Source organism: Microbispora sp. H11081 (assembly GCF_012999535.1).
Classification (GTDB): Bacteria; Actinomycetota; Actinomycetes; order Streptosporangiales; family Streptosporangiaceae; genus Microbispora.
Window position 1 is genome coordinate 429,384 of sequence record NZ_JABBWV010000005.1, and the last position, 23,746, is coordinate 453,129.

The window sequence follows — 23,746 nt, forward strand, 5'->3', positions numbered from 1 at the left end:
GCTTCGACAGCAGTCACTTAGTGGACCTCGTGGGGGTCGGTGTCGCCTCGGCGTCCGGTGTGGGGGTCGCCGAGGCGCCGAAACTCTTGATCCTGGTGATGCCGGCCTGCAGGTCGTCGACCGGGATGCCGGTGCGGACCTGGTCCTGCTGCACGGCCGGCAGCGACGAGACGCGCAACTCGTCGGTGTAGGCGACCTTCTTGAAGGACACCGGCCCGACCTCCGCGTCGACGCCCTGGAAGACGACGAGTTCGTCCCCCTTGGCGCCCACGTAGAACTGGCTCTGGGTCCACTCGTAGCCGAAATAGCCGCCGGCCCCGAGTGCGGCGGCGACGACCAGCACCCCGGCGGCCACTTTCGGGCCCGACCGGCGTTTGCGCGAACGCCGCGCGGAGGCCTGGGCCTCGCGCGCGGGTTCGTCGTCCAGGTCGTCGTCCGTGATCACCGGTTGCGGCGCGGTCACGGTGGTGGCCCGGCCCGCGGGGGTGTCCGGCGGCGCGGAGCGCACCCGGCCCGTGCCGGCCGCGCCCACGACCGCCGCCGCGCCCAGCGGCGGCTGGACGTCGTCCACCTCGATCACGTCGGCGACCACACAGGTGATGTTGTCCGGCCCGCCGCCCCGGTTCGCCAGGTCGATGAGCTGCCGGACGACGTCCTCTGGGTCGTCGATCGTGCTCAGGGTGTGGTGCAGGGTCTCGGCGCTGACCACCGTGGACAGGCCGTCCGAGCACAGCAGGTAACGGTCGCCCACCTGGGCCTCCCGGTCCTGCAGGTCGGGGTCGACCTCGCCGCTCCCGTCCAGCGCGCGGAGCAGGATCGAGCGCTGGGGGTGGTTGGCGGCCTCCTCCTGCGTGATCCGCCCGTCGTCCACGAGGGACTGCACCAGCGTGTGGTCATGGGTGATCTGGTACAGCTCGCCGTTCCTGAGCAGGTACGCGCGGGAGTCGCCCACGTGGACCAGCGCGAAGCGTGAACCGCTCCAGAGCATCGCGGTGAGTGTGGTGCCCATGCCCTTGAGGCTCGGGTCGCGGGCCACCATCGCGTGCAACTGGTGGTTGGCGTCCCGTACGGCCGCCTCGATGGCGCTGAGCAGGTCACCGCCGAAGGCGTCCCTGTCGAGGGACGACAGTGCGGCGATGGCGACCGAGCTGGCCACCTCGCCGTGAGCATGCCCGCCCATGCCGTCGGCGACGGCAAGCAGGCGGCCGCTGGCGTACGCCGAGTCCTCGTTGCCTTCACGGAGGAGCCCGACGTCGGAGCGAGCGGCGTAGCGGAGTGCGATGGTCATTTGCGCAATTCGATGACGGTCTTGCCGATGCGGATCGGAACTCCGAGAGGCACCGGGGTCGGGCGGGTCACTTTCGAGCGTTCGAGGAACGTGCCGTTCGTGGAGCCGAGATCCTCCACGATCCACTGGCCGTCCTGAGGAAAGAGCCGGGCGTGCCGGCTCGAAGCGTAGTCGTCGCTGAGAACCAGCGTGGCGTCGTTCGCCCGGCCGATGGTGATTGGCGTCTCCGTGAGGTTGATGATGGTCCCTTGCAGGGGACCACCGGTGACGATCAGCTGGCGGGGTTCGCCCTTTTTGGGCTTGGAAACCGGTCGGGGCTGCTTGACCGGCTTGCGTGCGGGCGCGGGTGCCGTACGCGGACCGAACAGGTCCGTCCGGATGACGCCGACCGCGGCGATCACGAAGAACCACAGCACCGCCAGGAAGGCGAGCCGGATCAGCAGCAGCGTTAGCTCGGACATGGACCGTGTGTCTACCTCTAGTCGCGCCTGAACACCAGTGTCGTTCGGCCCAGCGTCACCCGGGTCCCGTCCTGCATCTCTACCCTGCGGACGGGCTGGCCGTTGACGAATGTGCCGTTGGTCGACCCCAGGTCAACGAGCACGACCTGCGGCCCTTCCACTCTTAGCTCGGCATGATGCCGTGATACGCCGGGATCCACCAGCCGAAGATCACAATCGGTTCCGCGGCCCAGCAGCGTCACCGGCGTGGTCAGCTCGTACGACCGCTGACCCTGGGGGTCGTCCTGGGTCGAGACGAGCAGCCGGGGACGGCCGTTGAACGCGCTGGGGCGGCCGGCGGGCACGTCGGTCGGAGGCTGGCGGATCTCGTCCTGCTCCACCGTCGCGCCGCGGATCACTCCCGAACGGATGCGGAAAAGCCCGACCGCGAGATCGTCGGCCGTCTCGAACCGCACCCGCACCGGCCCGACGAACGAGTAGCCCTGCTCCTTGGCGTACTCCCTCGCGAGCGTGGCGAGCTCATGGCTGATGCTGTCGGCGTACACCTCCAACCGCTCGCTGTCGGTCGTCGACAGCTCCACCACGAAGTCGTTCGGCACGAGCGTGCGACCCTGAGCGACTATCGCGGCGCGCTCGTCCATCTCCCTCTGCACGGCGCTGGCAACCTCGACCGGCTGGAGTTCGGACTTGAACGCCCGCGCGAAGGCCCCTTCAACCATCCCTTCGAGCCTGCGCTCGAAGCGCTGAAGGACTCCCACCAGATCCCTCCCTTCCCATTGCCACTACGGTCGCGACCGCTCCGGTGCTGCGCTGAGCTCCTTCGCATCGTCGTTTAGAAGGATCGTATCCGGGTTCGTAAGCACCGGCGGATACGTGCTAACCTTTCCAGGCACCCAGAGATGGGGGCCAACCGCAGGGGCAAGTGGCGGAATGGCAGACGCGCACGGTTCAGGTCCGTGTGTCCGAAAGGACGTGGGGGTTCAACTCCCCCCTTGCCCACCAGATGGTAGCCCTGTGGGGTCGGAGACGAGGTCTCCTTCCCACAGGGCTTTCTCTTTTCACAGCTTTCACGGCCCAGGAGGGCGGCCACGAGGGCTCCCCGGCCGGACGGCGCGCCTCGCCTGGGAGCGAGCGAAGCTTCCACGTCCGGCCTTCCCTCCCGGCCCGTACGGCTCGGGCCTCGTGTGCGTGTCACGGCAGGGGCCCCGAAGAATCGGGGCCCCTCCGTTCGCACTGCACATTCTCCGCAGGCCGCCTTTCAAACCACTTTCCGCATGGTTGCAGGTGACGGCCCTTTCATGCGCTGTCCCACTTGGTGGGCACAGGTGTCTCGCCTGATGAGACATCCCGCATCGCACGAGGTCCCTCAGGTCCCGCGCTCGCCTGATCGAGGCGGCCGCTCAGCTCCCGCCGGGGGGCCCAGATCGGCGACGAGCGGAAGGGCGGGCGCTGGTACGTGCGGATGGATCCACACCCGTCGCCGTATGGGCCGTGCGACGGTGCAGGCTCACATCGTGTGCGGGCGGGGCTGGAGGGCCAGAGCCCGTCGTGCCGGGCGGGAACGGCATGGAGGGCTCTGGGCGGATGACACACCGCAGCGGTCGGGAGATCGTCGGCTGTTGGTGCGCAGGTGAATCAGGTGAGGAAGCCTCCATCGACGGCGAGGTGGGCGCCAGTGATGTATGAGGCGTCATCGGACAGGAGGAAGGCGACCGCGGTGGCGATCTCCCTGGGCTCACCCACGCGCCGGGCTGCGATGGCGGCCGCGATGCCCTCCGCTTCCCCCTCGTTCGCGGAGTCGAGCATCGGGGTGGCGATGACCCCGGGCTGCAACTCGTTGATACGTACTCCGCGGGCGGCCCAGTCCTGGGCGGCCGAGCGGGTGATGCCGCGGATGCCGTGTTTGGACGCCGAGTAGGCTGCCCGAAGCGGCAGGCCACGATCGGCGAACACGCTGGAGACGTTCACGATGGCCCCGCCCCCGGAGGCGTGGATGACGGGCAGTTGGGCCTTCATGCCGTAGTAGATCGACGACAGGTTGATGGCGAGCGTCCGCTCCCACGTCTCTTCGGGCAGGTCGGGCAGATCATGGTTCTCGCTGCTGACGCCGGCGTTGTTGACGGCGTAGTGCAGGGAGCCGAAACGCTCCACCATGGTGGTGACCACGCGCTGCACAGCCCTGGTATCGGAGACGTCGGCGGGTAGGACGAGGGCTTCGCCCCCCGCCTTGGTGATCTGGGCCGCGACTTCGCGCAGCGGCTCCTCACGGCGGCCCACCAGGGTCACCCTGGCACCGCGCTCGGCCAGCAGGATGGCAGTGGCCGCGCCCATACCGGTGCCGGCACCGGTTACGAGGGCGACCTTGTCGTGGAAGGGGATCATGTCTTTTGTCCTTCTGGTGTTTCTTTCCGCAGCGCCGTGCCTACTTCTCCGTGTCCGCGGGGAGGTCGACAGGGTAGGGGGCGCCGAAGTCCGCCGAGGCGGAGACGGCCTGCCAGGCGTGGGCCTCCGCGATTTGCGTGCGGGAGTAGTCCAGTGCCATGCGTGCGCCGACGGCGCCGAGGAGCAGGTGGCTGGGCAGGTGCTCGCGCTTGGCGACGCGCACCAGGATCGTGGCCGCCCTCTCTGGGTCGCCCGCGGCGTCGTTGCCGCGGAGCCGCTCGGCGAAGGCGCCGACGGTGCCCCGGTAGTACTCGGGGATGGAGTGGACCTCCATTGACGCGCCGGCCCAGTCGGTGGCGAAGCCCGCGGGCTCGACCACCAGGTAGCGGATGTTGAAGGGGGCACTCTCCGTGGCCAGCGTGCGGGTCAGGCCGTCGACGGCGAACTTCGCGGCCTGGTAGGACCCCAGGCCCGGGGTGCCGCCGACTCGGCCGCCCACCGAGGAGAACTGGATGACGATGCCGCCGCCTTGGGCCCGTAGGAGCGGCAGCGCCGCCTTGGAGACGTTGTACACGCCGAAGAAGTTCGTCTCGAACTGGCGCCGGAAGTCCTCCTCCGGGGCGGTCTCGACCGGGGCGATGTTGGCGTAGCCGGCGTTGTTGACGACCACGTCGATACGTCCGAAGCGCTCGCGGCCGGCGTCGAGGGCGGCGGACGCGGCGGCGGCGTCCGTCACGTCGAGGGCCACGGGAAGAAGCCGGTCGCCGTATGCGGTGGCGAGGTCGTCGAGTTGCTCGGGCTTCCGGGCCGTGGCGACGACCTGGTCGCCTGCTTCGAGCGCCGCGATGGTGAGGGCGCGGCCGAAGCCGCGCGAAGAACCGGTGATGAACCATGTCTGGACTGTCATGGTTTTAGTGAAACACGGTTGCGCTATTAAGGCAACCCTGTTGCGCTATTAAGGCAACGCGAGTGCGTTAGGCTGGAGCTGTGACCAGCCGGTTCCAGCGAGCACGCAGCCCCGAAGCCAAACGTGAGCGGGAAGAGGCGATCCTCGACGCCGCGACGCAACTCGCGGGAGAGCGCGGCGTCCGCGAGGTCACCCTCACGGACATCGCCGACGCCGTCGGCATGCACAAGTCCGCGATGCTCCGCTACTTCGAAACCCGTGAAGAGATCTACCTCCGCCTCACCGCACGAGGTTGGACCGAGTGGGTCGCCGCCCTGCGGGCGCAGCTCGACGATGTCGGCCGGCGGACGGCGGGCGCCCCCCGGGAACGCGTCCCCGCCGCGGCCCAGGCCCTGACTCGCTCCCTCGTCAGTCGGCCTCTGTTCTGCGACCTCCTCGCGCACGCCCCCCTCAACCTCGAACGCAACGTCTCCCTGGAGACCGTCCGCACCTTCAAACTCAGCGCACTCGCCCAGTCCGCGGCGGCCTCACGGGCCCTCGCCACCTGCCTCGGCCTGGAGGAAGCACAGGCCCGCAACGTCATCACCGCCGCCACAACCATGGCCGGCGCACTCCACCAGATCGCCGCCCCTCACACTCCCGCCCTTCGGCACCTCTACGCGTCCGACCCCGACCTCACTCACGCCCTGGTGGACGTCGAGCCCCGCCTCACCGACATCCTCACCGCCCTGATCACCGGATACCTCGCCACCTCGTGATCAGTGGGCGGTGGCTGACGCGTGCACGTACGAGTTGCATGCGGAGGCGTGCCCGTTTCTGGCCGGGTTGCGGAGCAAGGGCCGGTCGCCGAACACGGAGCGGGTTCACGTCGGCCGTCACCTTCTGCACCTGAACCACTGTGCCGAGCGCCGTGCCGGTGCGGGCCCCAGGGCCCGCACCGGCCACCAATCGTCTCGACGGCCTGTGCGAACGAGCCACGGATCGACTCGCGGACCGCGAGGCGCTTGATCCCGTGGCTGCGCCGACCATCCGGCACCGCCTTCTCTACCGACACGGTAGAGAAGACACCACCCTCCGTCAGGCGGCGAGCAGCTCGCCGACCAGCGTCGTGAGATCGATCACACCGACCGGTGTGCCGTCGCCGTCGGTGACGAGCCCGAGCTGGGCGCGCGCCTCCTGCATCAGGGAGACGGCGTCGGAGATCGTGGTGCTCTTCGCCACACGGGGGACCGGGGTCGCCAGCTCGCCGGCCAGGCGGTCCGGCTGGAGCACCGCGTCGCGCACGTGGAGCACCCCGGCCACGTCGTCGGGGGTGACGACCAGCATGCGCAGGCTGCCGTCGCGCGCCGCCGTACGGCGCACGAGCGGCGCGTCGGCGTTCGCGGGCACCGAGGTCGCCTCGCCCACGGGCACCATCAGCCGTTCGACCGGCTGGGAGTGCACCCGTAGCGCGCGGGTGAGCAGGTCGTGCTCGTCGCGGTCGAGCATGCCCATCCGGCCGGACTCGGCGACCAGCATGGCGAGCTGACGGGGCGTGCGCGTGGTGGCCAGCTCGTCGCGTGGCCGTACGCCGGCCAGCCGCAGCGCGGCGTTGGTCATCCCGTTGAGCACGGCCAGGACCGGGCGGACGATCCAGGCGAAGCCGCGGAACGGCAGCGCCAGGCCCATGGCCGCCCGCTCGGGATGCGTGAGCGCGAGCGACTTGGGGGCCATCTCGCCCACGACCATGTGCAGGAACGTCACCAGGGCGAGCGCCACGACGAACGCCACGGGCGTGCGCAGCGACTCGGGCAGCAGCGTGAGCACGGGCTCCATCAGGTGCTCGATGGAGGGCTCGGCGACCATGCCGAGGCCCAGGGAGGCCAGGGTGATGCCGAGCTGCGCCCCGGCGAGCATGAGCGACAGCTCGCGCCCGCCCCTGACCGCGGAGCGGGCCGCGATCTTGGCCAGCCGCCCGCCACCGGAGGCGATCTCCTCCAGCCGGTGCCTGCGGGCCGAGACGAAGGCGAACTCGGCCGCCACGAAGAACCCGTTGAGGACCAGCAGCACGATGCCGAGCAGGACACCGGTGAGAGCACTCATGCCGGCCTGCCCTGGAACAGCGCGGAGAACAGCTCGGTCGCGTAGTCGGCGCCGCCATGGTCACGGGCGGCCGTGCGGGCTTTCTCCCGCTCGGGCCGTTCCTCCTCCGGCGCCCGCGCCGACTCCACGGCGGCCCTCTCCGTCGACACCCGCACCCATTCGGGCACGCGGCGGCGCACGGTCAGGACCGTGAGCACGGCCCGCTCGGCGCTCTCGCCCTCGTCGTCGAAGAGATGGGGCTCGGGCATGAGGCGGGTGACGACCCGGTCGCCCGGCTCGGCCATCCGGCCGAGGAGCGCGAGGACGAGCCCGGCCACGGTCTCGTAGTCCTCGCTCTCGGGCAGCCGTACGCGGGTCGCGCGCTCGACCTCGTCGAGGCGGAGGGTGCCGGGCACGTCCCACACGTCGTCGCCCTGCGGCTTCACGCCGAGCGGCTCTGGGTCGTTCTCGTCCACCAGCTCGCCGACCAGCTCCTCGGCCAGGTCCTCCAGCGTCACCACGCCGGCCAGCCCGCCGTACTCGTCGATGACGCAGGCGAACGTCTCGCCCGCGGCGGTCATCCGCCGCAGCAGCTCGGGCAGCGGCAGCGTCGCGGGAACGAGCAGCGGCGCGCGGGTGATGCCGCCGACGAGCCCGTCGGACGGCGTGCCTGCCCTCAGATACTCGGGCAGCCCGGCCACGCCTACGACGTCGTCCGCGTCGGTGCCGAGCACCGGGTAGCGGGAGTGGCCGTGCGCGCGGAGGGCGTCGAGGAACTCGGCGACCGGCCACTCGGCGCGCAGCGAGACCACGCGGGGGCGGGGCACCATGACGTCCTCTGCGGTGCGGTCGCCGAACTCCAGCGCACGCTCCAGCGTGTCGGCCAGCCGGGGCGGCAGCTCGCCCGCGGCGGCCGACTCCGTCACGATGCGCGACAGCTCCTCGGGGGTGGCGCCGTGTTCGAGCTCCTCGACGGGCTCGATGCCGAACAGGCGCACGAGCTTGATCGCCGAGGCGTCGAACATGCGGATGACGGGCCCGGCGACCGCGAGGTAGACGGCAGTCGGGCGGGAGAGGAACTTCGCGACCTCCTCGGGCCGCGCGATGCCGAGGTTCTTGGGGGCGAGCTCGCCGAGGATCATCTGCACGACCGTGGCGATCGCCACGCCGAGGGCCACGGCGACACCGGGGACGGCGGAGGCGGGCAGCCCGGCGGCCACGAGGGGATCGCGCAGCACGTCGGCGATCGCGGGCTCGGCGATGAAGCCCACCAGCAGGGTGGTGACGGTGATTCCGAGTTGCGCGCCGGAGAGCATGAACGACAGGCGCGCGGTGATGTCGAGGGCCCGGCGTGCCGCGCTGTCCCCGGCGGCGGCCTGCTCACGCAGGGTGCCCCGGTCGGCGGCGACGTAGGCGAACTCCTGGGCCACGAAGAATCCGGTGGCCAGGGTCAGAACAAGAACGGCCAGAAGGCCGAGGGCGACGCTCATAGTGCGCCCGCCATGCGATCATGAGATCCCGTGCCTTGGCACGGGCGGGTACTCCAGGGGTCCGAAACGGACACGACGATCCTTTCTGCGTGGTGGTATACCACCGTAACGGCTGGAATCTCTCCTGTGTTTCCCAACCGCCTTTACTAGCTGCTTAGAAGGCGTCTGGGTACCGTGAAGAAGGGGGCGCACCGGCAAAGACTTCGGCCGCTGCGGTCAAAGCAGGCGCAAAGACGCTTAAGGCTGGGGGTTCAGGTGGCCGACGACGACGAGGCGACCCGCGCGTACCGCCGTACGGCCCGGCCCGGTCCGGAGGCGCAGCCACGGGTGGCGGCTCCGGCCGCTCCGGCGGCGTCGGGCAGGGAGGACACGGTCCCCCGGGCCCGTTCCAAGGTGTACGGCAAGCCGCGTTCCGGCAGCGCGCCGATCCGCCCGCTGGGCGGGGGCGGGCGCGCGGCCGGGGTCACGGACGCCGCGCCGGACGGTGGCGGCGGCGGGCCGAGGGGTCGCGACAGGGCCGTGCGCGGCGGTGGCCGCGGGCCGCGGCGGACCGGCAGGACCGTTCTGCGGGTCGTCGTGGTGCTGGTCGTGCTCCTGCTGGTGGCCGCCGTCGCCGGATATTTCTGGATCGGGTCCCGGCTGAAGCCGGTCGAGTCGCTCACCGACTACGACGGGCGGCCCGCCGAGACGCCGGGTCAGGACTGGCTGCTGGTCGGGTCCGACAGCCGGGCGGGGCTGACCGCGGCGCAGCGCAGGAAGCTCGCCACCGGCAAGGCCGTCGGCAAGCGCACCGACACGATGATGCTGCTGCACATCCCCGAGAGCGGCCGGCCGACCCTGGTCAGCCTCCCCAGGGACTCGTACGTGCCGATCGAGGGGCACGGCAGCGGCAAGCTGAACGCGGCGTACGCCTTCGGCGGGCCGAAGCTCCTGACCAAGACGGTCGAGCGGGTGACCGGCATCCGGATCGACCACTACATGGAGATCGGTTTCGGCGGGTTCGTCGGCATCGTGGACGCGGTCGGCGGGGTCAACATCTGCGTCAAGCAGGACATCAAGGACCCGAAGGCCGGGATCAACCTGAAGAAGGGCTGCCAGGACATGGACGGCGGCACCGCGCTCGGCTACGTCCGCACCAGGGCCACCGGCGCCATCCCGGACTTCGAGCGCACCCAGCGGCAGCGTCAGTTCTTCTCCGCGGTCGTGCAGAAGGCCGCGAGCCCCGGCACGCTGATCAACCCGTTCACCTCGATCCCGCTGGCACTGAGCGCGGCGGACTCGGTCGCCGTCGACCCCGGCACGGGCCTGTTCGACCTGCTGTCCGTCGGTCTCGCGATGCGCGAGGGGCCCGTCGCCACCGCCGTGCCGGTCGGCTCGCTGCCGACGATCGGCGGCCAGGCGGTGGTCAAGTGGGACACCCAGAAGGCGCTGCGCCTGTTCGACGCGCTCGCCGCCGACAAGCCGGTCCCCAAGGACGTGATCACCAAGTAGCCGTGCGGGCGGCGCTCCCGGCCGGGGCTCGGCTCCCCGAGGCGGCCGGGTTCAGCGGCCGGGGCTCAGCTTCCCGCGGCGGCGGCGACCGCCGCGGCGGACGTGGCCGCGAGGACGGCGGCGTGCACGGACGCGATCGTCTTGCGGACCGCCTCGCCGGTCCACTGGCCCTGGGCGATCTCCTTGACCCGGTCCTTCGGCGCCTCGGGGAAGGCCTTGCGGTCGAGCTTGGCCGCGTGCATGACCGCGAACAGCACCGCGGTGCGCTCGTCGGGCTCGGCTCCCGCCAGCACGTTGTGGACGCGTTCGCGCACGTCCCGCTCGTGGCGCGGGTCGAGCTCCGGATAGCGCGTGGTGGGGAAGACGCCCAGGATCCGGTCGGCCTGCTCGCTCAGCACCCCGCGCGCGGCCAGGCGGGTCAGCAGCCGCTTGCGCAGCCCGCCGGCGCGCAGCTTGCCCACCCACCAGCTCGCGTCGCGCGGCCGGGTCTCCTCGGCGACCCGCTGGAGCGCACCGTCCAGGATCTCGTCGCCCAGCCGGGCGTCGTCCTCGACCCGCAGCTTCTTGCCGTCGAAGCCGACGCGGCCGCGTACGGCGAGCTCCGCGAGGAGGGCGCCAGCCACGGCGCAGTCGAGCTCCACCGATCCGATGACGGGCTTGCCGGTGTCCTCGCGGTAGGCCAGCAGCAGCACTTCCTCGGCGATCATCAGTGTCACGTCGTCGAGCATAACCCGGTCATCCAGGCCAGAATGTGCCTTTATGGGAATATCTGATGAGCTGCACGCCATCGGGCGGCCGATGCTGGATGCCCAGCTCGCGCACCCGACCGTACGCGGCATCGCGGCGGGCGACCTGCCGGATCCGGTCTTCCGATCATGGCTTGAGCAGGACTACCTGTACCTGCTCGACTACGTCCGGGTATTCAGCCGGCTGGCGTGGCAGGCTCCGGACGGCCACCTCGGCGACCTGGTCGACCTCGCGTACGCGACCTGGCACGACGAGCTGGACCTGCACCGGTCGCTGTCGGCCGGGTTCGGCGCCGACCTCGACGGCGCGGTGAAGGGCCCGGCCTGCGTGGCGTACACCTCGTTCCTGCTGGAGGCGGCGGGCGACTACGCGGAGGGCCTGGCCGCGTTGTACCCCTGCATGTGGGGTTACTCGACGCTCGGCCGGATCCTGGCCGAGAACCCGCCCGCCGAGCCCCGGTACAAGGCGTGGGTGGACACGTACGCCGACCCCGCGTTCGCCGCCCTCGCCGAGCGGATCGCCGTCATGATCGACGAGGCGGCTCCCGATCCCACGCGTGCCAAGGAGCTGTTCGTCCGGGGAATGGAACACGAGCTCGCGTTCTGGGACGTGCCCTGACCCGCCGGGTTACTGTGAAGGCATGCCGGAGCTGCCCGAGGTGGAGGCGCTCGCCGAGTTCCTCCGCGAGCACGCCGTCGGCCATGCCGTCGTCGGCGTCGACGTGACCGCCTTCCAGGCGCTGAAGACCGTCGACCCGCCCGTCACCGCGCTCGCCGGGCTGCTCGTCACCGGCGTGGCGCGGCACGGCAAGTTCCTCGATGTCGACTGCGACGGCCTGCACTTCGTCACCCATCTGGCCCGAGGCGGCTGGCTGCGCTGGCGCGACGACCTCACGGGTGCGCGGCCGGTGCGGCCCGGCAAGGGCCCGCTCGCGGTCCGCGTACGGCTGTCGCCCGGCGAGGACGGCCGCGCCCCCGGCTTCGAGCTGACCGAGGCGGGCACGCAGAAGCGCCTGGCGGTGTACGTGGTGCGCGATCCGCAGGACGTCCCCGGCATCGCCGGCCTCGGGCCCGACCCGCTGGCGGCCGACTTCACGCCGGACGCGCTCAAGACGATCGTGGGCGGCAGCCGGACGCAGATCAAGGGCCTGCTGCGGGACCAGAAGGTGATCGCGGGCATCGGCAACGCCTACTCGGACGAGGTGCTGCACGTCGCGAGGATGTCGCCCTACAAGATCGCCGGGACGTTGACGGACACCCAGATCGCCGACCTGCACGACGCGATCGTGAGCACGCTGCGCGACGCGGTCGGCCGGGCCAGAGGGCTGGCCGCCAAGGACCTCAAGTCGGAGAAGAAGTCGGGCCTGCGCGTGCACGGCCGTACGGGCGAGGCGTGCGAGGTGTGCGGCGACACGATCAGGGAGGTGTCGTTCGCCGACTCGTCGCTGCAGTACTGCCCGACCTGCCAGACCGGCGGCAAGCCGCTGGCCGACCGCAGGCTGTCCCGTCTCCTGAAGTAGCGCCCGCGGATCACCGTGGGTCACAGCTTCCGGGGCGGGCACGGGCATCGGCGCGGGGCCGCCACAATGGGCGCATGACATTGCCGGAAATCACCCCCGACGCCCTGCCCGACGACGCCTACCTGCTCGACGTCCGTGAGAACGAGGAGTGGGTGGCGGGCCACGCGCCCGGCGCCGTTCATATCCCGCTCGGCGAGTTGCAGGCGCGGGTGGAAGAGGTGCCGCACGACCGGCAGGTGTTCGTGGTCTGCCGCGTCGGCGGCCGTTCCGCGCACGCCGCGATGTGGCTCAACCACATCGGCAGGGACGCCGTCAACGTGGACGGCGGCATGCAGTCGTGGGCCGTCACCGGACGTCCGATGGTCAGCGAGACCGGCGAGACGCCCTACGTCGCGTAGGAAAATGGGAAAAGAAGTGTCATAATCCCCAAGACATCATCAATACCCGCGGGAGCTCGGGCGTGACCGGGCTGAGAGGGCGGATCGAAGTCGTGCCGCCGACCGCATGAACCTGTCCGGATAATGCCGGCGTAGGGAGCGTGTGATGACTTCTGCCGTCGTCGACGACGCGAAAGCGGAGGTTCCGCTCACCCTCGACGAGGAGGTCCCCAAGACCCTGGGGCTGCTCGACCAGGGGGCGTTCTGGGCCAACCTCGGGGTCAGCCTCCTCGGCTTCTCCGGGGCGCTGTTCCTGCTCGACCCGCTGGGCGGCAAGCCGCTCACGTTCACGGCGGCGGTGCTCGCCGCCATCGTCGGCAGCCTGCTGGGGACGGCCATGGTCGGCCTGGCCGCGATCCCCGGCGTACGCACAGGCCGGCCCGCGATGGTGCTGCTGCGCGGCCTGTTCGGGGCCAGGCTCTCGTACATCCCGACCGTGCTGAACATCGTGCAGATGCTCGGCTGGGGCGCCTTCGAGCTGTGGGTCATCGCCAGCGGCGCGCAGGCGCTGTTCGGCACGGCGGTGCCGTACGCGGTGTGGGTGCTCGCGGCGGGGGCGCTGACCATCGGGCTGACGATCCGGCCGCTCGGCGCGCTGCGGCTGCTGCGCCGCTACGTCACCGTGGGCGTGGTGGTCGCGATGCTCTGGCTGTCGGTGGCCCTGTTCCGGCAGGGCCCGTCGGTGGGGGGCGGCTCCTGGGACGCCTTCGCCCCCGCCGTCGACTACGTGATCGCGCTCTCGGTGTCGTGGGTGCCGCTGGCCGCCGACTACGCCAGGCACTCGCGGTCGAGCGGCGCGGCGTTCACCGGCGTGGTGGGGGGATACACGATCGCCCAGGTGGCCTGCCTGGCGCTCGGTATCGCCGCGCTCGCCCTCGTCGGCAACGACCCCGACAAGGTGTGGGACCCGTTCGTGGCCGCGCCTCTCGGTGCGCTGTTCTTCGGCATCCTGGTGCTGCGCGAGGCCGACCAGTCGTTCGCGAACGTCTACTCGACGACCGTGTCGATCCAGAACCTCGCGCCGCGCTGGGACCGCCGGGCGATCTCGGTCGTGATCGGCGTGCTCACGATCCTGATCGCGCTGTTCGCCGACGTGAACTCGTACGGCGCGTTCCTGAGCGTGATCGGGGCGGTCTTCGTGCCGATGTTCGCCGTCCTGGTGGTCGACTACTTCCTGCTCGGCGGCGCCGCCGGGTGGAACACCGCCGAGGACGCGCCCTCCCGGTGGCTCATGGTCGTGCCGTGGGTCCTCGGCTTCGCGGCGTACTGGATCGTGACCTCGACCCCGACGGTCGGCTGGTGGGACGGGCTCTGGACCGACGTCCGCCTCGCGATCGGGTTCGTCCACCAGCCCTGGATGAACGCCGCGCTCGCCGCGTTCCTCGTCGCCGTGCTGGCGACCGTGGTGCTGTCCGTCCCGGCCCGCCGCCTGCGGTCCCGCCGCTGAAAGGGGCTCTTTTAGGAGGCCGTCGTGCCCGCGGTGCGTACGAACGGCTCCAGGAGGGCCCGCGCGGACTCCCAGGTGGTCTGCAGGTCCGTGCCGGACTCGATCAGCCGGGACCCGGCGAACACGATGGCGTTGATCATCTCGGCGGTCTCGGCCACCGCGGTGACGCCGAGGTGGTCGAGCGCCTGCACGAGCGGCTCCAGAAGCTGCCGGTGCATGGCGCGGCTCTGCTCGGCGACCGTCTCGTCCGGCGCGACCTCGGCGAGGACGGTGGCCAGCGCGTGCTCACCCTCGGCGATCAGCTCGAAGTTGGTGAGCACGTAGGCGAGCACGCGGTCGGCCGGGGTCGCGGCGGCGTCCATGGCGGCGGCGACCCCGGCGGACCAGCGGGGGAAGACGTCCTTGACCAGCGCGTTGAGCAGGTCCTCCGAGGACCGGAAGTACTGGTAGAGGCTGGGCCGGGCCAGCCCGGCGCGCGCCGCGACCAGGGTCAGCGTCGGCGGCTTGCCGGTCTCCGCGAGGATCTCCCTCGCGGCGTCGAGCAGAGCCCGGTGCTGGGCGGCCCGATGCTCGGCGACGGTCGACTCCCGAATGCGTGGCAAGTGACCTCCTCCACCATGGTCCGATTACTCGGTCAGTCTCCCATCCACCATCGACAGCACGCGATCACAGTGGCCGAGAACGTCGTGGTCGTGGGTGACCATGACCGTCGCGACGGCGGACTCGTGCGTCTCGTGCGCGAGCAACGTGACGATGTCGTCGCTGCGGGCGCGGTCGAGGGCGGCGGTCGGCTCGTCCACCAGCAGCACGGCCGGACGGGTGACGAGGGCGCGGGCGATGCCGACGCGCTGTCGCTCGCCGCCGGACAGCTGGTGGGGGCGGTGCCCCGCGCGGTGCCCCATGCCCACCCGTTCGAGCAGCTTCCGCGGGTCGTGGCCGTCACCAGGGCGCTTGCCCGCCACGTCGAGCGCGAAGCGGAGCTGGTCGAGCGAGGTGAGGGCGGGGATGAGGTTGCCGGACTGGAAGACGAACCCGATCCGTTCGCGGCGGTGGCGCGCCTTCTCACGAGGGCTCGCCGCGGAGATGTCGACGCCGTCGAGCAGGACCCGCCCGGAGTCGGGCGTGGTGAGCGCGCCCGCGACGGCGAGCAGGCTCGACTTGCCCGAGCCGGAGGGCCCGACGATGGCCACGAACTCGCCCGGCGCCACGTCGAGGTGCACGTCGTCTAGCGCGGTGACCGTGGCGTCGCCGTCGCCGAGGGTCAGCGTGACGCCCTCCACCAGCAGGCCGCCGCGTTCCTTGGCGTCGGCCCGGCGGGCGACAGGACGGGGGGAGGTGGAGCTGCCGGTGGTCATCGTTGCCCTCCCAGGGCTGCGAGCGGGTCGACGCGTACGATGCGGCCCACGGCCGCGGCGGCGCCGGCGAGGCCGAGGCCGACGAGAAGCAGGGCGGCGAAGACGAGCGGGGCCACCTCCAGCGCGAACGGCATGGGGGTCGTGGTGAGCAGCGTGCCGCCCCCCAGCCCCAGCAGGAAGCCCACGGCCGTGGAGACGGTCAGGATGACGGTCGCCTGGATCATCGTGTCCCGCATGAGATAGCCGGTGGAGGCGCCCATGGCCCGGATGACGGCGAGTTCGTGCTTGCGCTGGATCGTCCACACCGTGAAGAACGTCCCGACGACGAGCGCGGAGATGGCGTACAGGAAGACCTGGATCAGCATGAGCGTGGAGGTCTCGGCGGAGTAGCCGGGAGAGGCGCTGAAGGAGTCCTCCAGCGTCATGCTCGTGGTGCCCGCCGCGGCGTCGCCGCCGGACAGGTCGATCCGGTCGCCGTCCTTGGCGCGCAGGGCGATGGCCGTGGCCTCCTCGTACGCGCCGTCACGCACCTCGTCCCCCGGCCCGGCGCCCGCGTGCACCTGCTGCCAGGTGCGCAACGGCAGGTACGCGACGTCGACGTGGCCGAAGGTGCGCTGGTCGCCCGTGGTGCCGACGACCTTGAACCGGGTGCCCAGGCGGTCGACGACGATGGTGTCACCGATGCTCACGCCCCCGTCGAGGACGGTCTGGCTGACCACGAGCCCGTCGGGGTCGCCGAGTCTCGCGCCGTCGGAGACGGCGGGGGCGAGGAAGGAGCCGGGCTCGACGCCGAACAGGGCCAGGTCGATCGGCACCTGGGTGCCGGCGGAGGTCGTGGCCTTGGCGTTGATCAGCATGTTGCCGAACGGCGCGGCGTCGCCGACGTCCTGCCGTTCCTTCCACGCCTCGGCCTGATCGACGTTGACGGTGCTGCGGGAGAAGGCGGAGTCGGTCTTGGTGCCCTCGGCGAAGGCGAACGCGGTGACGGGCAACCGCTGCAGCCCCGAGACGCCGTCGTTGACAAGCCCGGTGGACAGGCCCGACAGCAGCACGACGAGGATCGCGATGAGGGCGACGACTCCACCCATCAGGCCGAAGCGTGCGCGGGCGAAGACCAGCTCGCGCCAGGCCAGGAACATGGCACTCCTTGCGGAAGGGTTCGGGAGACGAGGAGCGCCTTGCCGACGCACCGTTGGTAACATACCAACACTGCGTTGGGAACTTGTCTTCGCCGTACTTCGTGGAGAGTGCTGGGATGGTCATGGCCAGGGCCGACGCCCGGACGCCGCCGCGGAGCAGCGCCGGAGCCCGAGGTCGCAGGCCACTCCCCGGATGGAATCTCGCGGGGACGACTAGAGGGCGCCTTCCAGGCGGAGCAGGTGCTCCTTGGCCGCCTGGCCTCCCGCGTACCCGCCGAGCGAGCCCGGCCCCTCCACGGCCCGGTGGCACGGCAGGAGCAGACAGACCGGGTTGCCGCTCAGCGCGTTGGCCACCGCGCGGGGCGCCTGCGGCCGTCCGATCCGCTCGGCGATCTCCTGGTAGGTGGTGACGCCGCCGTACGGCACGGCCGGCATGAGGTGGATCACCGTACGGCTGAAGCCGGTGACCAGACGCGGGTCCACGGAGAGGGAGAAGGTGCGCAGCCTGCCCGTGAAGTAGGCGTCCAACTCCCTGCGCAGGGGATCGGTACGGCGCGGGTCGGGCCCGATGAACGAGCCGACGGCCTGGGAGATCCGGGCGAAGACCTTGTGCTCGTCGTCGTAGGTGCAGGCCAGCACGCCGCGCGCGGTCACCGCGAGGACGAGGCGGCCCACCGGCGTGTCGGTGGTGCCGAAGGCGACCTCGGGCGGGGCCACGCCGACGTAGCCCGGCGAGGTCACGCGGAGCAGGGCTTCGAGGTCCTCGGTGGACATGGGCGCCCCACTTTCTCTTCACTGCGTGCAGGCAGCGTATCGGAGCGGTCGCGAGGTGCTGGAAAAGCCCAAGATCAAAAGGTGAAAGAAGGCACGATGGGGACGTGGGTGACAGCAGCGTGGACGGCCGGACGGCGGACATCGCGCCCGCGGTCGCAAAGGCGGTGGACCCGCTCGTGGGCAGGTTCGGCGTCGAACCCGGTGGAGCCGCAGGGTTGCACGGGAACGCCGCCGTGCCGGTGAACGGGACTCCTGCCGGACCCTTCGGCGACGCGGCCTTCGGTGTGGTCTCCGACGAGGCGGGCTCGGTTGGCACGGGCTCGGTTGGTGCGGCCTCGGGTGGCGCCGTCTCGGGTGGCGCGGTCTCGGGCGGCGCCGTCTTCGGCGGTGTCGAGGAGGGCCTCGCGCGAGCGGTCCTGGCCGGCTCCCCCGACGCGATCGTCGCGCTCGACCGCGACCTCGCCGTGCTGAGCTGGAACCCGGCGGCCGAGCGGCTCTTCGGCTGGCCCGCCGCCGACCTGCTCGGCATGCGGGCGCCGATCGTGCCCGACGAGCTGATGGCCGAGCACAACGCCGTGCTCGAACGCGTACGCGCGGGCGGCCGGGTGTCGCTGACCACCAAGCGCCTCCACCGCGACGGGCGGCTGCTGGACCTGCGGGTGGACACGAGCGCGCTGTGCTCGCCGGGCGGCGCCCTGCTCGGGTACGTGAACGTCTACCACGCCGCCGAGGACGACGACGCCGCGCACGGCAGGATGGTGCGCCGCGCCCGGCTGGTGCGGCGGCTGACCGACGTGGTCGGCGACATCAACGCCGAGCTCGACCTGCCCGTGGTGCTCGACCGGATCGCCGAGAGCCTGACCGAGCTGACCGGGGCCGACGCCGGCGGTTTCGTGTCCATCGAGGGGGAGCGGCTGCGCCTGGTCGGCGTCCACCACCTGCCAGAGACGCTCCGCGGGGCGACCGCCGACCTGCACACGAGCCTGGTCGCCAAGCTGCTGCGCACCGGCAAGACCGTGCTGCTGGAGACCGGCCCAGAGGGCTTCCCCGACCTGATCTGGGCGCGCGTGCCCGGCCTGCACACGATCGCCGTCGGCATCGCCGTCGTCGGCGGGCGTCCCTATGGAGCGCTCTACGCGTTGTTCGCCCGGCGCAAGGCGAGCCATCTGGAGCTCGAACTGCTCGAACTGCTCGCCGGGCACGCCGGCATCGCGGTCGCCAACGCGATGGCGTACCAGGACGCGGTGCGGCAGCGCGCCCACGAGCGGGCGGTCTTCGACGCCAGCGCCGACGGCATCGCGGTGCTGGACGGCGCCGGGGCGGTCGTGCGATGGAATCCCGCCGCGGCCGAGCTGACCGGCCATCCGGCGGACCAGGTGATCGGGGGGCCGCCGCCCTTCCCGCTGCCGGCGCCGGGGGAGAAGCTCACCTTCCAGCTCCCGTCCGGGCGGTGGCTCGACGTGCTGTGCGCGGAGATCCGGGAGACGGGGGAGACCGTCGTCGACTTCCGCGACGTGACCAGGGCCAAGGAACTGGAGGAGGCCAAGGACCTGTTCCTCGCCACCACCAGCCACGAGCTGCGTACGCCGATCACGATCGTGCACGGCTTCGCCAGCACGCTCGACTCCCGCTGGGACGACCTGGCGGACGCGGAGCGGAGATCGGCGGTCCACACGATCGCCGAACGCGCCCGCTCGCTCGGGCAGCTCATGGACCACCTCCTGCTCGGCGCGCGGGCGGGCGCGGAGGAGCTGAAGGTCCGGGTCGAGCCTTTCGACCTGGCCAGCCAGGTGGAGATCGCGACGCTCGGACTGCCGGTCCTGTCGGACCGGCACCGGTTCGAGGTGGACATCCCGCCCGATCTCCCCCTCGTGTACGGGGACGCGCTGGCCACGGACATCCTCCTGGCCCAGTTGCTGGAGAACGCCTTCAAGTACTCCCCCGACGGCGGACTGATCCGGGTCGAGGCGTGGCCGGAGGGCGACCAGGTCGTGCTGGTGGTGGACGACGAGGGAGTGGGTATCGCGCCGGGCGACCGGGAGCGGATCTTCGAGCGGTTCGTCCAGGCCGACAGCGGCAACCGGCGCAGGTTCGGCGGGGTCGGGCTCGGGCTCTACATCGTGCGCAACCTCGCGCGGGCCCAGGGCGGTGACGTCGCCGCTTTGCCCCGATCCGGCGGGGGCACCAGGATGAGACTGGTGCTGAACTCGGCGGAATCTTCATCCCGGTGCGAGGAATCGGAGCGTGGCGTCACCACTTAAGCACTGAACTATTGTCCAATGTGCACAAGCTGTGATGTGGGGCACGGTTTCCCGGCCGAGCAAGCGGGGCATTTCGGTCGTAGTTGCTCGTGCAGCGGGAAACGGGGGGTACGGGGGAGGTGAGTGCGTCGAGCGTCGTGATGCTGCCCTACGCACCGTCGAGCGTCGCCGTCGCACGTCAGCGTCTCAGTGCCGAACTCTCGACCGCGGGCCTGCTCGCGTCCGCCGTCGACGACGTCGTCCTGATCATGAGCGAACTGCTGAGCAACGCGCTGCGTCACGCCCATCCTCTCCCGTGCGGCCGGCTCAAGGTGACCTGGAACTGCTCCGATGAGCAGGTGGAGGTGGCCGTCAGCGACGGCGGCGCGTGCACGGAACCCCGTGCGGGCCGCCCGACGCTGTCGTCGCTCGGTGGTCGCGGGCTCGGCATCGTGGAATACCTGGCCGAGCGCTGGGGGGTCAGGCACGAGGAGGAGGCGACGACCGTCTGGGCCGTCATCCCCGCCTCATCGCCCGACCGAAACGAGGACACCGAGCTGTCCGAAATCCCGGTGCTGCGCGAGGTCGGCTGACCCGCGCTCCCGCCTCCCGCTCACTCTTCGCGCGCTCACGCTTGGCGCGCTCACGCTTGGCGCGCTCACGCTTGGCGCGCTCACGCTTGGCACGCTCACGCTTGGCACGCTCACGCCCGCTCTTGTCGCGCCCGCCCTTGGCGCTCACGCTGCGCGCGTGACCGGCGCATCCCGGGGGATCATGCCGGGCGCGGATAGAGCACGGCACGCTCGGCCGTCGTCCAGGCGCTGCTCACCAGCAGGTAGACGCCCGCGGCGAGCGGGAGGAAGGCCGCGGCGATCACGGTCCAGAACGGCATCAGGACCTGGAGGCGCCGCATCGGAGCCGTGGGCTCGACCCTGCGGGCGGCGATCACGGCCACGGCGACGAGCAACGCGAGCAGCCCCGCGAACACCGCGACCGGCGGGCTGACCAGGCCCGCCCCGGCGACCGCGGCCGCGAGGTGCTCCCCCAGCGGCACGCCGAGCACGCTCTGCGCCAGCAGCAGGTTCGGGTGCCCCGCGATCACGGCGGCCGTGAACAGCCGATAGGTCACCATGAAGAACGGTGACTGCGCGAACGCCGGAAGGTAACCGGTGAACTGGCCGACGCCCTCCTTGGCGTACACCGCGTTCACCTCGCGCAGGAGTCGCTGCGGGTCGTTCTTCCACCGCGTGCGGAGCCTGTCCACCTGCGGAGCGAGCCGCGTCCTGATCCGCTGGGCACGGGCGACGCGGATGCTCAGCGGCAGCAGCGACAGCCGTACGGCGAGGGTGACGAGGACGATCGCGAGTCCGCCGCCGGTGATCTGGCTTAGCGCCTCGATGAGCCGATAGGCGGGGTCGAGCACGAAGTCGAACATGGGAAGCCTTTCGTCTGTGGCCTTCTGCCGATGGATGAGGGCATGACGAAAGCGCTCGTGACCGGATGGGCTGGTCAGACGAGCGCGGGACTTCCTGATGGAGCGCGGGGACGTGGACGGCCTGGCGCGCCGGGATCGCGCAGCCTGACCATCGCCGTCTCACCGTTGTACGACGGCCTGCCCGGCCCCTGACGCAGGACGGGGAGGCCGGCCAGCCGGCAGAGCATCCAGGCGAACACGAGGACGGCCACGCCGGCCAGGCCGGCCGCGGTCAGCACGCCTGGGCCCGAAGACCCGGCGGTGACCTCGGCCAGCAGCCAGAGGAGCGATCCGACGGCGGCCTGGAGAGCGTTCACGTCAGCGGGACAGCTTCCCGACGACGGTGATCGCGACCACGGCCACGAGGGCGATGACGCCGATGATCAGCAGGAACTTGAGCGTCGCGAACAGAGCGGGAATCACGAATCCGAACACCAGCCAGAGGGCCAGGAGGATTCCCACCACGGTCAGCACGGTACGGGCCATAGCCCAAAGGTACGCGGCGGCCCCGACAACCGCGAGCTTGATCGAGAATCGGTCCCCATACCCGCGATGTATGAGGTTTCACGTGAATCAACGCGTTCGGCAAACAATCGATCAACGGACGGTCACCGATCTTGGGCCGGTTCTCCTGGGACGGTGACGATGCCCGGCCCGGCGGACTTACCGTGAGGGCGTGCCCTCCTCGAGAACTCCCCAGAAGGCCACCCGCGTCATGGTGGTGGACGACGACCCGACCGTCGCCGAAGTGGTGGCCCGCTACCTGGAACGCGACGGGCACGAGGTCGAGTGTGTGGGCGACGGCGCCGAGGCGCTGCGCCGGGCCCTGGCCGATCCGCCCGACCTGATGGTGCTCGACCTGATGCTGCCCAAGCTCGACGGCCTGCAGGTCTGCCGGAAGCTGCGGGAGCGCCGTCCCGTCCCGGTGATCATGCTGACCGCCCTCGGTGAGGAGATGGACCGGGTGGTCGGCCTGGAGACCGGCGCGGACGACTACGTGACCAAGCCGTTCAGCCCGCGCGAGCTGGCCCTGCGCGTACGGTCAGTGCTGCGGCGGGCCAGGGGCGCGCTGGTGCCCACCGGCACCGGCGTCCTGCGCGACGGCGACCTGGTGGTCGACGTCGGCGCGCACGAGGTGCGCCTCGGCGGAAAGGAGATCACCCTGACCGTCCGCGAGTTCGACCTGCTCGTCTACCTGCTGCGCAACCCCCGTCAGGCGTTCAGCCGCGCGGCCCTGCTCGACCAGGTCTGGGGCTGGTCGTTCGGCGACTCCTCCACCGTGACGGTCCACGTGCGCAGGCTGCGGGAGAAGATCGAGGACGATCCGACCGACCCGCGCCGCATCGTGACGGTCTGGGGCGTCGGCTACCGCTACGAGCCGCTGCCATGATCGTCCAGATCGTCGCCGTCGCCGCCGGGCTTGGTCTCGTCATCGCGGCCCTCGGCCTGGCGCTGCTGCGGGTGCTGCGGCACCGGTCGATCGGCGTGATGCTCGCGGTCGTCGCGGCGGTGACGGTCTCCGCGACGCTGGCCGGGGTGGTCGCCATCACGCTCGCCATGGTCATCGACGGGCGGCCGAAGAACATCGTGCTCACCGTCGTCGGCATCGGCGGCCTGGTAGGGCTCGGCGTCGCCCTGGTGAACGCCAGGACGGTGGTGCGCGCCAGCAGGAGCCTCGTCGCCGCGCTGGAGAGCGTGCCGCCCTCCGGCCGGTTCGTCCCGCCGCCCACGCCGCTCCCGGCCGAACTGCGGACCATCGGCGCCGCCCTGGAGCAGGCGTACGAGCGGGTGCGGCTGGGCCGCGAGCGCGAGCGGACGCTGGAGAGCGCGCGGCGCGAACTGGTCGCGTGGGTCAGCCACGACCTGCGCACTCCCCTGGCCGGGGTGCGGGCGATGGTGGAGGCCCTGGAGGACGGGGTGGCCGACGACCCCGAGACCGTCAAGCGCTATCACGGCCAGATCAGGGTGGAGGTCGACCGGCTCGCCGGGATGGTCGAGGACCTGTTCGAGCTGTCGCGGATCCACGCGGGCGCGCTGCGGCTCACGCTCACCCGTACGGGGCTCGGCGACCTCCTCGCGGACACCCTCGCCGCCGTCGAACCGCTGGCCCGCGCCCAGGGCGTGCGCCTGACCGGCGAGGCGGACCCGCGCGTCCCGGTGCACGCCGACGCGGGACAGCTCGGCCGGGCCGTACGCAACCTGGTGGTGAACGCCATCCGGCACACGCCCGCCGGCGGGACGGTCGTCGTACGGGCGGTCGTCGGGCGGGCGGTCGTCGGGCGGGCGGTCACGGAGGGCGCGACCGCCCGCCTGTCCGTGCTCGACGGCTGCGGCGGCATCCCGGAGGAGGACCTTCCCCGGGTCTTCGACGTCGCGTTCCGCGGCGAGGCCGCGCGGACGCCCGGCCCCGACGGCGGCGCCGGGCTCGGGCTCGCGATCGCGCGCGGCATCGTGGAGGCCCACGAGGGCGCGATCGGCGTGGCCAACGAGGGCCCGGGCTGCCGCTTCGAGATCACGCTGCCGCTGGCCTGAGG

25 protein-coding genes, 1 tRNA gene and 1 riboswitch are annotated in these 23,746 nt (G+C 71.3%); of the genes, 11 read left to right on the forward strand and 15 right to left on the reverse strand.

What is annotated here, in order from left to right:
- Positions 1–13: 13 nt before the first annotated feature.
- From HHX31_RS16900 to HHX31_RS16910, 3 genes are read right to left on the reverse strand one after another with little or no spacing between them, the layout of a single operon-like run.
- Positions 14–1,288: a Stp1/IreP family PP2C-type Ser/Thr phosphatase gene (locus HHX31_RS16900; RefSeq protein WP_169949215.1), complete on the reverse strand. Its 1,275-nt coding sequence runs from the start codon at positions 1,286–1,288 to the stop codon at positions 14–16.
- Positions 1,285–1,749: an FHA domain-containing protein gene (locus HHX31_RS16905; RefSeq protein WP_169949216.1), complete on the reverse strand. Its 465-nt coding sequence runs from the start codon at positions 1,747–1,749 to the stop codon at positions 1,285–1,287. The genes HHX31_RS16900 and HHX31_RS16905 overlap by 4 nt, the downstream gene beginning before the upstream one ends.
- Positions 1,750–1,766: 17 nt before the next feature.
- The gene (locus HHX31_RS16910; RefSeq protein WP_169949217.1) at positions 1,767–2,507 is read right to left on the reverse strand and encodes a DUF3662 and FHA domain-containing protein; all 741 of its coding nucleotides are present in this window, start codon (positions 2,505–2,507) and stop codon (positions 1,767–1,769) included.
- Between the two features lie 158 nt (positions 2,508–2,665).
- Here HHX31_RS16910 and HHX31_RS16915 point away from each other — a divergent pair.
- Positions 2,666–2,751, forward strand: a tRNA-Leu gene (locus tag HHX31_RS16915).
- Between the two features lie 633 nt (positions 2,752–3,384).
- Here HHX31_RS16915 and HHX31_RS16920 read toward each other — a convergent pair.
- On the reverse strand, positions 3,385–4,131 hold the full coding sequence (locus HHX31_RS16920) for an SDR family NAD(P)-dependent oxidoreductase (RefSeq protein WP_169949218.1): 747 nt from the start codon (positions 4,129–4,131) through the stop codon (positions 3,385–3,387).
- Between the two features lie 40 nt (positions 4,132–4,171).
- Positions 4,172–5,038, reverse strand: coding sequence for an SDR family NAD(P)-dependent oxidoreductase (locus HHX31_RS16925; protein ID WP_169949219.1), 867 nt, complete (start codon positions 5,036–5,038; stop codon positions 4,172–4,174).
- Between the two features lie 80 nt (positions 5,039–5,118).
- On the opposite strand from HHX31_RS16925, the gene HHX31_RS35700 reads away from it, so the two are divergent.
- The gene (locus HHX31_RS35700; RefSeq protein ID WP_169949220.1) at positions 5,119–5,796 is read left to right on the forward strand and encodes a TetR family transcriptional regulator; all 678 of its coding nucleotides are present in this window, start codon (positions 5,119–5,121) and stop codon (positions 5,794–5,796) included.
- Positions 5,797–6,115: 319 nt separating this feature from the next.
- Here the strand turns inward: HHX31_RS35700 and HHX31_RS16935 are convergent, their stop codons facing one another.
- Both HHX31_RS16935 and HHX31_RS16940 read right to left on the reverse strand, forming a co-directional pair.
- Entirely contained in the window at positions 6,116–7,120 is a 1,005-nt protein-coding gene (locus HHX31_RS16935; RefSeq protein ID WP_169949221.1) for a hemolysin family protein, read from the reverse strand.
- A complete protein-coding gene (locus tag HHX31_RS16940) occupies positions 7,117–8,589 on the reverse strand; it encodes a hemolysin family protein (protein WP_169949222.1) in 1,473 nt (490 codons plus the stop codon). Before HHX31_RS16940 ends, HHX31_RS16935 begins: the two co-directional genes overlap by 4 nt.
- Positions 8,590–8,844: 255 nt before the next feature.
- On the opposite strand from HHX31_RS16940, the gene HHX31_RS35705 reads away from it, so the two are divergent.
- Positions 8,845–10,080: an LCP family protein gene (locus HHX31_RS35705; RefSeq protein ID WP_311931847.1), complete on the forward strand. Its 1,236-nt coding sequence runs from the start codon at positions 8,845–8,847 to the stop codon at positions 10,078–10,080.
- A 65-nt stretch (positions 10,081–10,145) separates the two neighbouring features.
- On the opposite strand, the gene HHX31_RS16950 is transcribed toward HHX31_RS35705, so the two are convergent.
- Positions 10,146–10,787 carry a GPP34 family phosphoprotein gene (locus HHX31_RS16950; RefSeq protein WP_249346097.1) on the reverse strand — a complete coding sequence of 214 codons (642 nt, stop codon included), beginning with the start codon at positions 10,785–10,787 and terminating at the stop codon, positions 10,146–10,148.
- Between the two features lie 52 nt (positions 10,788–10,839).
- On the opposite strand from HHX31_RS16950, the gene HHX31_RS16955 reads away from it, so the two are divergent.
- The 4 genes from HHX31_RS16955 to HHX31_RS16970 all read left to right on the forward strand — a co-directional run bounded on the left by HHX31_RS16955 (position 10,840) and on the right by HHX31_RS16970 (position 14,230).
- Complete coding sequence (locus HHX31_RS16955; RefSeq protein WP_169949224.1) at positions 10,840–11,445, forward strand: TenA family protein; 606 nt, start codon at positions 10,840–10,842, stop codon at positions 11,443–11,445.
- Between the two features lie 22 nt (positions 11,446–11,467).
- Positions 11,468–12,346 carry an Fpg/Nei family DNA glycosylase gene (locus HHX31_RS16960; protein ID WP_169949225.1) on the forward strand — a complete coding sequence of 293 codons (879 nt, stop codon included), beginning with the start codon at positions 11,468–11,470 and terminating at the stop codon, positions 12,344–12,346.
- A gap of 74 nt (positions 12,347–12,420) precedes the next feature.
- A complete protein-coding gene (locus HHX31_RS16965) occupies positions 12,421–12,744 on the forward strand; it encodes a rhodanese-like domain-containing protein (protein ID WP_169949226.1) in 324 nt (107 codons plus the stop codon).
- A gap of 38 nt (positions 12,745–12,782) precedes the next feature.
- A riboswitch (TPP riboswitch) is annotated at positions 12,783–12,899 on the forward strand.
- Complete coding sequence (locus HHX31_RS16970; RefSeq protein WP_169949227.1) at positions 12,890–14,230, forward strand: cytosine permease; 1,341 nt, start codon at positions 12,890–12,892, stop codon at positions 14,228–14,230. (Overlaps the previous riboswitch by 10 nt.)
- A gap of 11 nt (positions 14,231–14,241) precedes the next feature.
- Here HHX31_RS16970 and HHX31_RS16975 read toward each other — a convergent pair whose 3' ends face one another.
- The 4 genes from HHX31_RS16975 to HHX31_RS16990 form a co-directional block, all read right to left on the reverse strand.
- Entirely contained in the window at positions 14,242–14,832 is a 591-nt protein-coding gene (locus HHX31_RS16975) for a TetR/AcrR family transcriptional regulator (RefSeq protein ID WP_169949228.1), read from the reverse strand.
- 24 nt (positions 14,833–14,856) lie between these two features.
- Entirely contained in the window at positions 14,857–15,585 is a 729-nt protein-coding gene (locus HHX31_RS16980; RefSeq protein WP_249346037.1) for an ABC transporter ATP-binding protein, read from the reverse strand.
- Positions 15,582–16,724: an FtsX-like permease family protein gene (locus HHX31_RS16985; RefSeq protein WP_169949229.1), complete on the reverse strand. Its 1,143-nt coding sequence runs from the start codon at positions 16,722–16,724 to the stop codon at positions 15,582–15,584. The genes HHX31_RS16980 and HHX31_RS16985 overlap by 4 nt, the downstream gene beginning before the upstream one ends.
- A 213-nt stretch (positions 16,725–16,937) precedes the next feature.
- A complete protein-coding gene (locus tag HHX31_RS16990; protein ID WP_169949230.1) occupies positions 16,938–17,498 on the reverse strand; it encodes a methylated-DNA--[protein]-cysteine S-methyltransferase in 561 nt (186 codons plus the stop codon).
- 416 nt (positions 17,499–17,914) lie between these two features.
- Here HHX31_RS16990 and HHX31_RS16995 point away from each other — a divergent pair, with 416 nt between their 5' ends.
- Positions 17,915–19,759 carry a PAS domain-containing sensor histidine kinase gene (locus HHX31_RS16995; protein ID WP_211589848.1) on the forward strand — a complete coding sequence of 615 codons (1,845 nt, stop codon included), beginning with the start codon at positions 17,915–17,917 and terminating at the stop codon, positions 19,757–19,759.
- Positions 19,760–19,878: 119 nt separating this feature from the next.
- Entirely contained in the window at positions 19,879–20,331 is a 453-nt protein-coding gene (locus tag HHX31_RS17000; RefSeq protein WP_311931853.1) for an ATP-binding protein, read from the forward strand.
- A gap of 179 nt (positions 20,332–20,510) precedes the next feature.
- Here the strand turns inward: HHX31_RS17000 and HHX31_RS17005 are convergent, their stop codons facing one another.
- The 3 genes from HHX31_RS17005 to HHX31_RS17015 form a co-directional block, all read right to left on the reverse strand.
- On the reverse strand, positions 20,511–21,173 hold the full coding sequence (locus HHX31_RS17005) for a membrane protein insertase YidC (RefSeq protein WP_169949231.1): 663 nt from the start codon (positions 21,171–21,173) through the stop codon (positions 20,511–20,513).
- A gap of 74 nt (positions 21,174–21,247) precedes the next feature.
- Positions 21,248–21,529 (reverse strand): DUF6412 domain-containing protein, encoded by a 282-nt coding sequence (locus HHX31_RS17010; protein ID WP_169949232.1) that lies wholly within the window; start codon positions 21,527–21,529, stop codon positions 21,248–21,250.
- Position 21,530: 1 nt separating this feature from the next.
- On the reverse strand, positions 21,531–21,698 hold the full coding sequence (locus tag HHX31_RS17015) for a hypothetical protein (protein ID WP_169949233.1): 168 nt from the start codon (positions 21,696–21,698) through the stop codon (positions 21,531–21,533).
- Positions 21,699–21,927: 229 nt separating this feature from the next.
- On the opposite strand from HHX31_RS17015, the gene HHX31_RS17020 reads away from it, so the two are divergent.
- A complete protein-coding gene (locus HHX31_RS17020) occupies positions 21,928–22,602 on the forward strand; it encodes a response regulator transcription factor (RefSeq protein ID WP_169949299.1) in 675 nt (224 codons plus the stop codon).
- Positions 22,599–23,744 (forward strand): cell wall metabolism sensor histidine kinase WalK, encoded by a 1,146-nt coding sequence (locus tag HHX31_RS17025; protein WP_169949234.1) that lies wholly within the window; start codon positions 22,599–22,601, stop codon positions 23,742–23,744. Before HHX31_RS17020 ends, HHX31_RS17025 begins: the two co-directional genes overlap by 4 nt.
- Positions 23,745–23,746: the final 2 nt, after the last annotated feature.

What these genes read in the sequence shown, in the direction of transcription:
- HHX31_RS16990 (WP_169949230.1), bottom strand. Translation starts at nt 17,498, where the DNA reads ATGTCCACCGAGGACCTCGAAGCCCTGCTCCGCGTGACCTCGCCGGGC.
- HHX31_RS16980 (WP_249346037.1), bottom strand. Translation starts at nt 15,585, where the DNA reads ATGACCACCGGCAGCTCCACCTCCCCCCGTCCTGTCGCCCGCCGGGCC.
- HHX31_RS16970 (WP_169949227.1), top strand. Translation starts at nt 12,890, where the DNA reads ATGACTTCTGCCGTCGTCGACGACGCGAAAGCGGAGGTTCCGCTCACC.
- HHX31_RS16960 (WP_169949225.1), top strand. Translation starts at nt 11,468, where the DNA reads ATGCCGGAGCTGCCCGAGGTGGAGGCGCTCGCCGAGTTCCTCCGCGAG.
- HHX31_RS16965 (WP_169949226.1), top strand. Translation starts at nt 12,421, where the DNA reads ATGACATTGCCGGAAATCACCCCCGACGCCCTGCCCGACGACGCCTAC.
- HHX31_RS16925 (WP_169949219.1), bottom strand. Translation starts at nt 5,038, where the DNA reads ATGACAGTCCAGACATGGTTCATCACCGGTTCTTCGCGCGGCTTCGGC.
- HHX31_RS16905 (WP_169949216.1), bottom strand. Translation starts at nt 1,749, where the DNA reads ATGTCCGAGCTAACGCTGCTGCTGATCCGGCTCGCCTTCCTGGCGGTG.
- HHX31_RS16985 (WP_169949229.1), bottom strand. Translation starts at nt 16,724, where the DNA reads ATGTTCCTGGCCTGGCGCGAGCTGGTCTTCGCCCGCGCACGCTTCGGC.
- HHX31_RS16900 (WP_169949215.1), bottom strand. Translation starts at nt 1,288, where the DNA reads ATGACCATCGCACTCCGCTACGCCGCTCGCTCCGACGTCGGGCTCCTC.
- HHX31_RS17020 (WP_169949299.1), top strand. Translation starts at nt 21,928, where the DNA reads ATGGTGGTGGACGACGACCCGACCGTCGCCGAAGTGGTGGCCCGCTAC.
- HHX31_RS16920 (WP_169949218.1), bottom strand. Translation starts at nt 4,131, where the DNA reads ATGATCCCCTTCCACGACAAGGTCGCCCTCGTAACCGGTGCCGGCACC.
- HHX31_RS17005 (WP_169949231.1), bottom strand. Translation starts at nt 21,173, where the DNA reads ATGTTCGACTTCGTGCTCGACCCCGCCTATCGGCTCATCGAGGCGCTA.
- HHX31_RS16935 (WP_169949221.1), bottom strand. Translation starts at nt 7,120, where the DNA reads ATGAGTGCTCTCACCGGTGTCCTGCTCGGCATCGTGCTGCTGGTCCTC.
- HHX31_RS17015 (WP_169949233.1), bottom strand. Translation starts at nt 21,698, where the DNA reads ATGGCCCGTACCGTGCTGACCGTGGTGGGAATCCTCCTGGCCCTCTGG.
- HHX31_RS16955 (WP_169949224.1), top strand. Translation starts at nt 10,840, where the DNA reads ATGGGAATATCTGATGAGCTGCACGCCATCGGGCGGCCGATGCTGGAT.
- HHX31_RS16940 (WP_169949222.1), bottom strand. Translation starts at nt 8,589, where the DNA reads ATGAGCGTCGCCCTCGGCCTTCTGGCCGTTCTTGTTCTGACCCTGGCC.
- HHX31_RS17025 (WP_169949234.1), top strand. Translation starts at nt 22,599, where the DNA reads ATGATCGTCCAGATCGTCGCCGTCGCCGCCGGGCTTGGTCTCGTCATC.
- HHX31_RS16950 (WP_249346097.1), bottom strand. Translation starts at nt 10,787, where the DNA reads ATGATCGCCGAGGAAGTGCTGCTGCTGGCCTACCGCGAGGACACCGGC.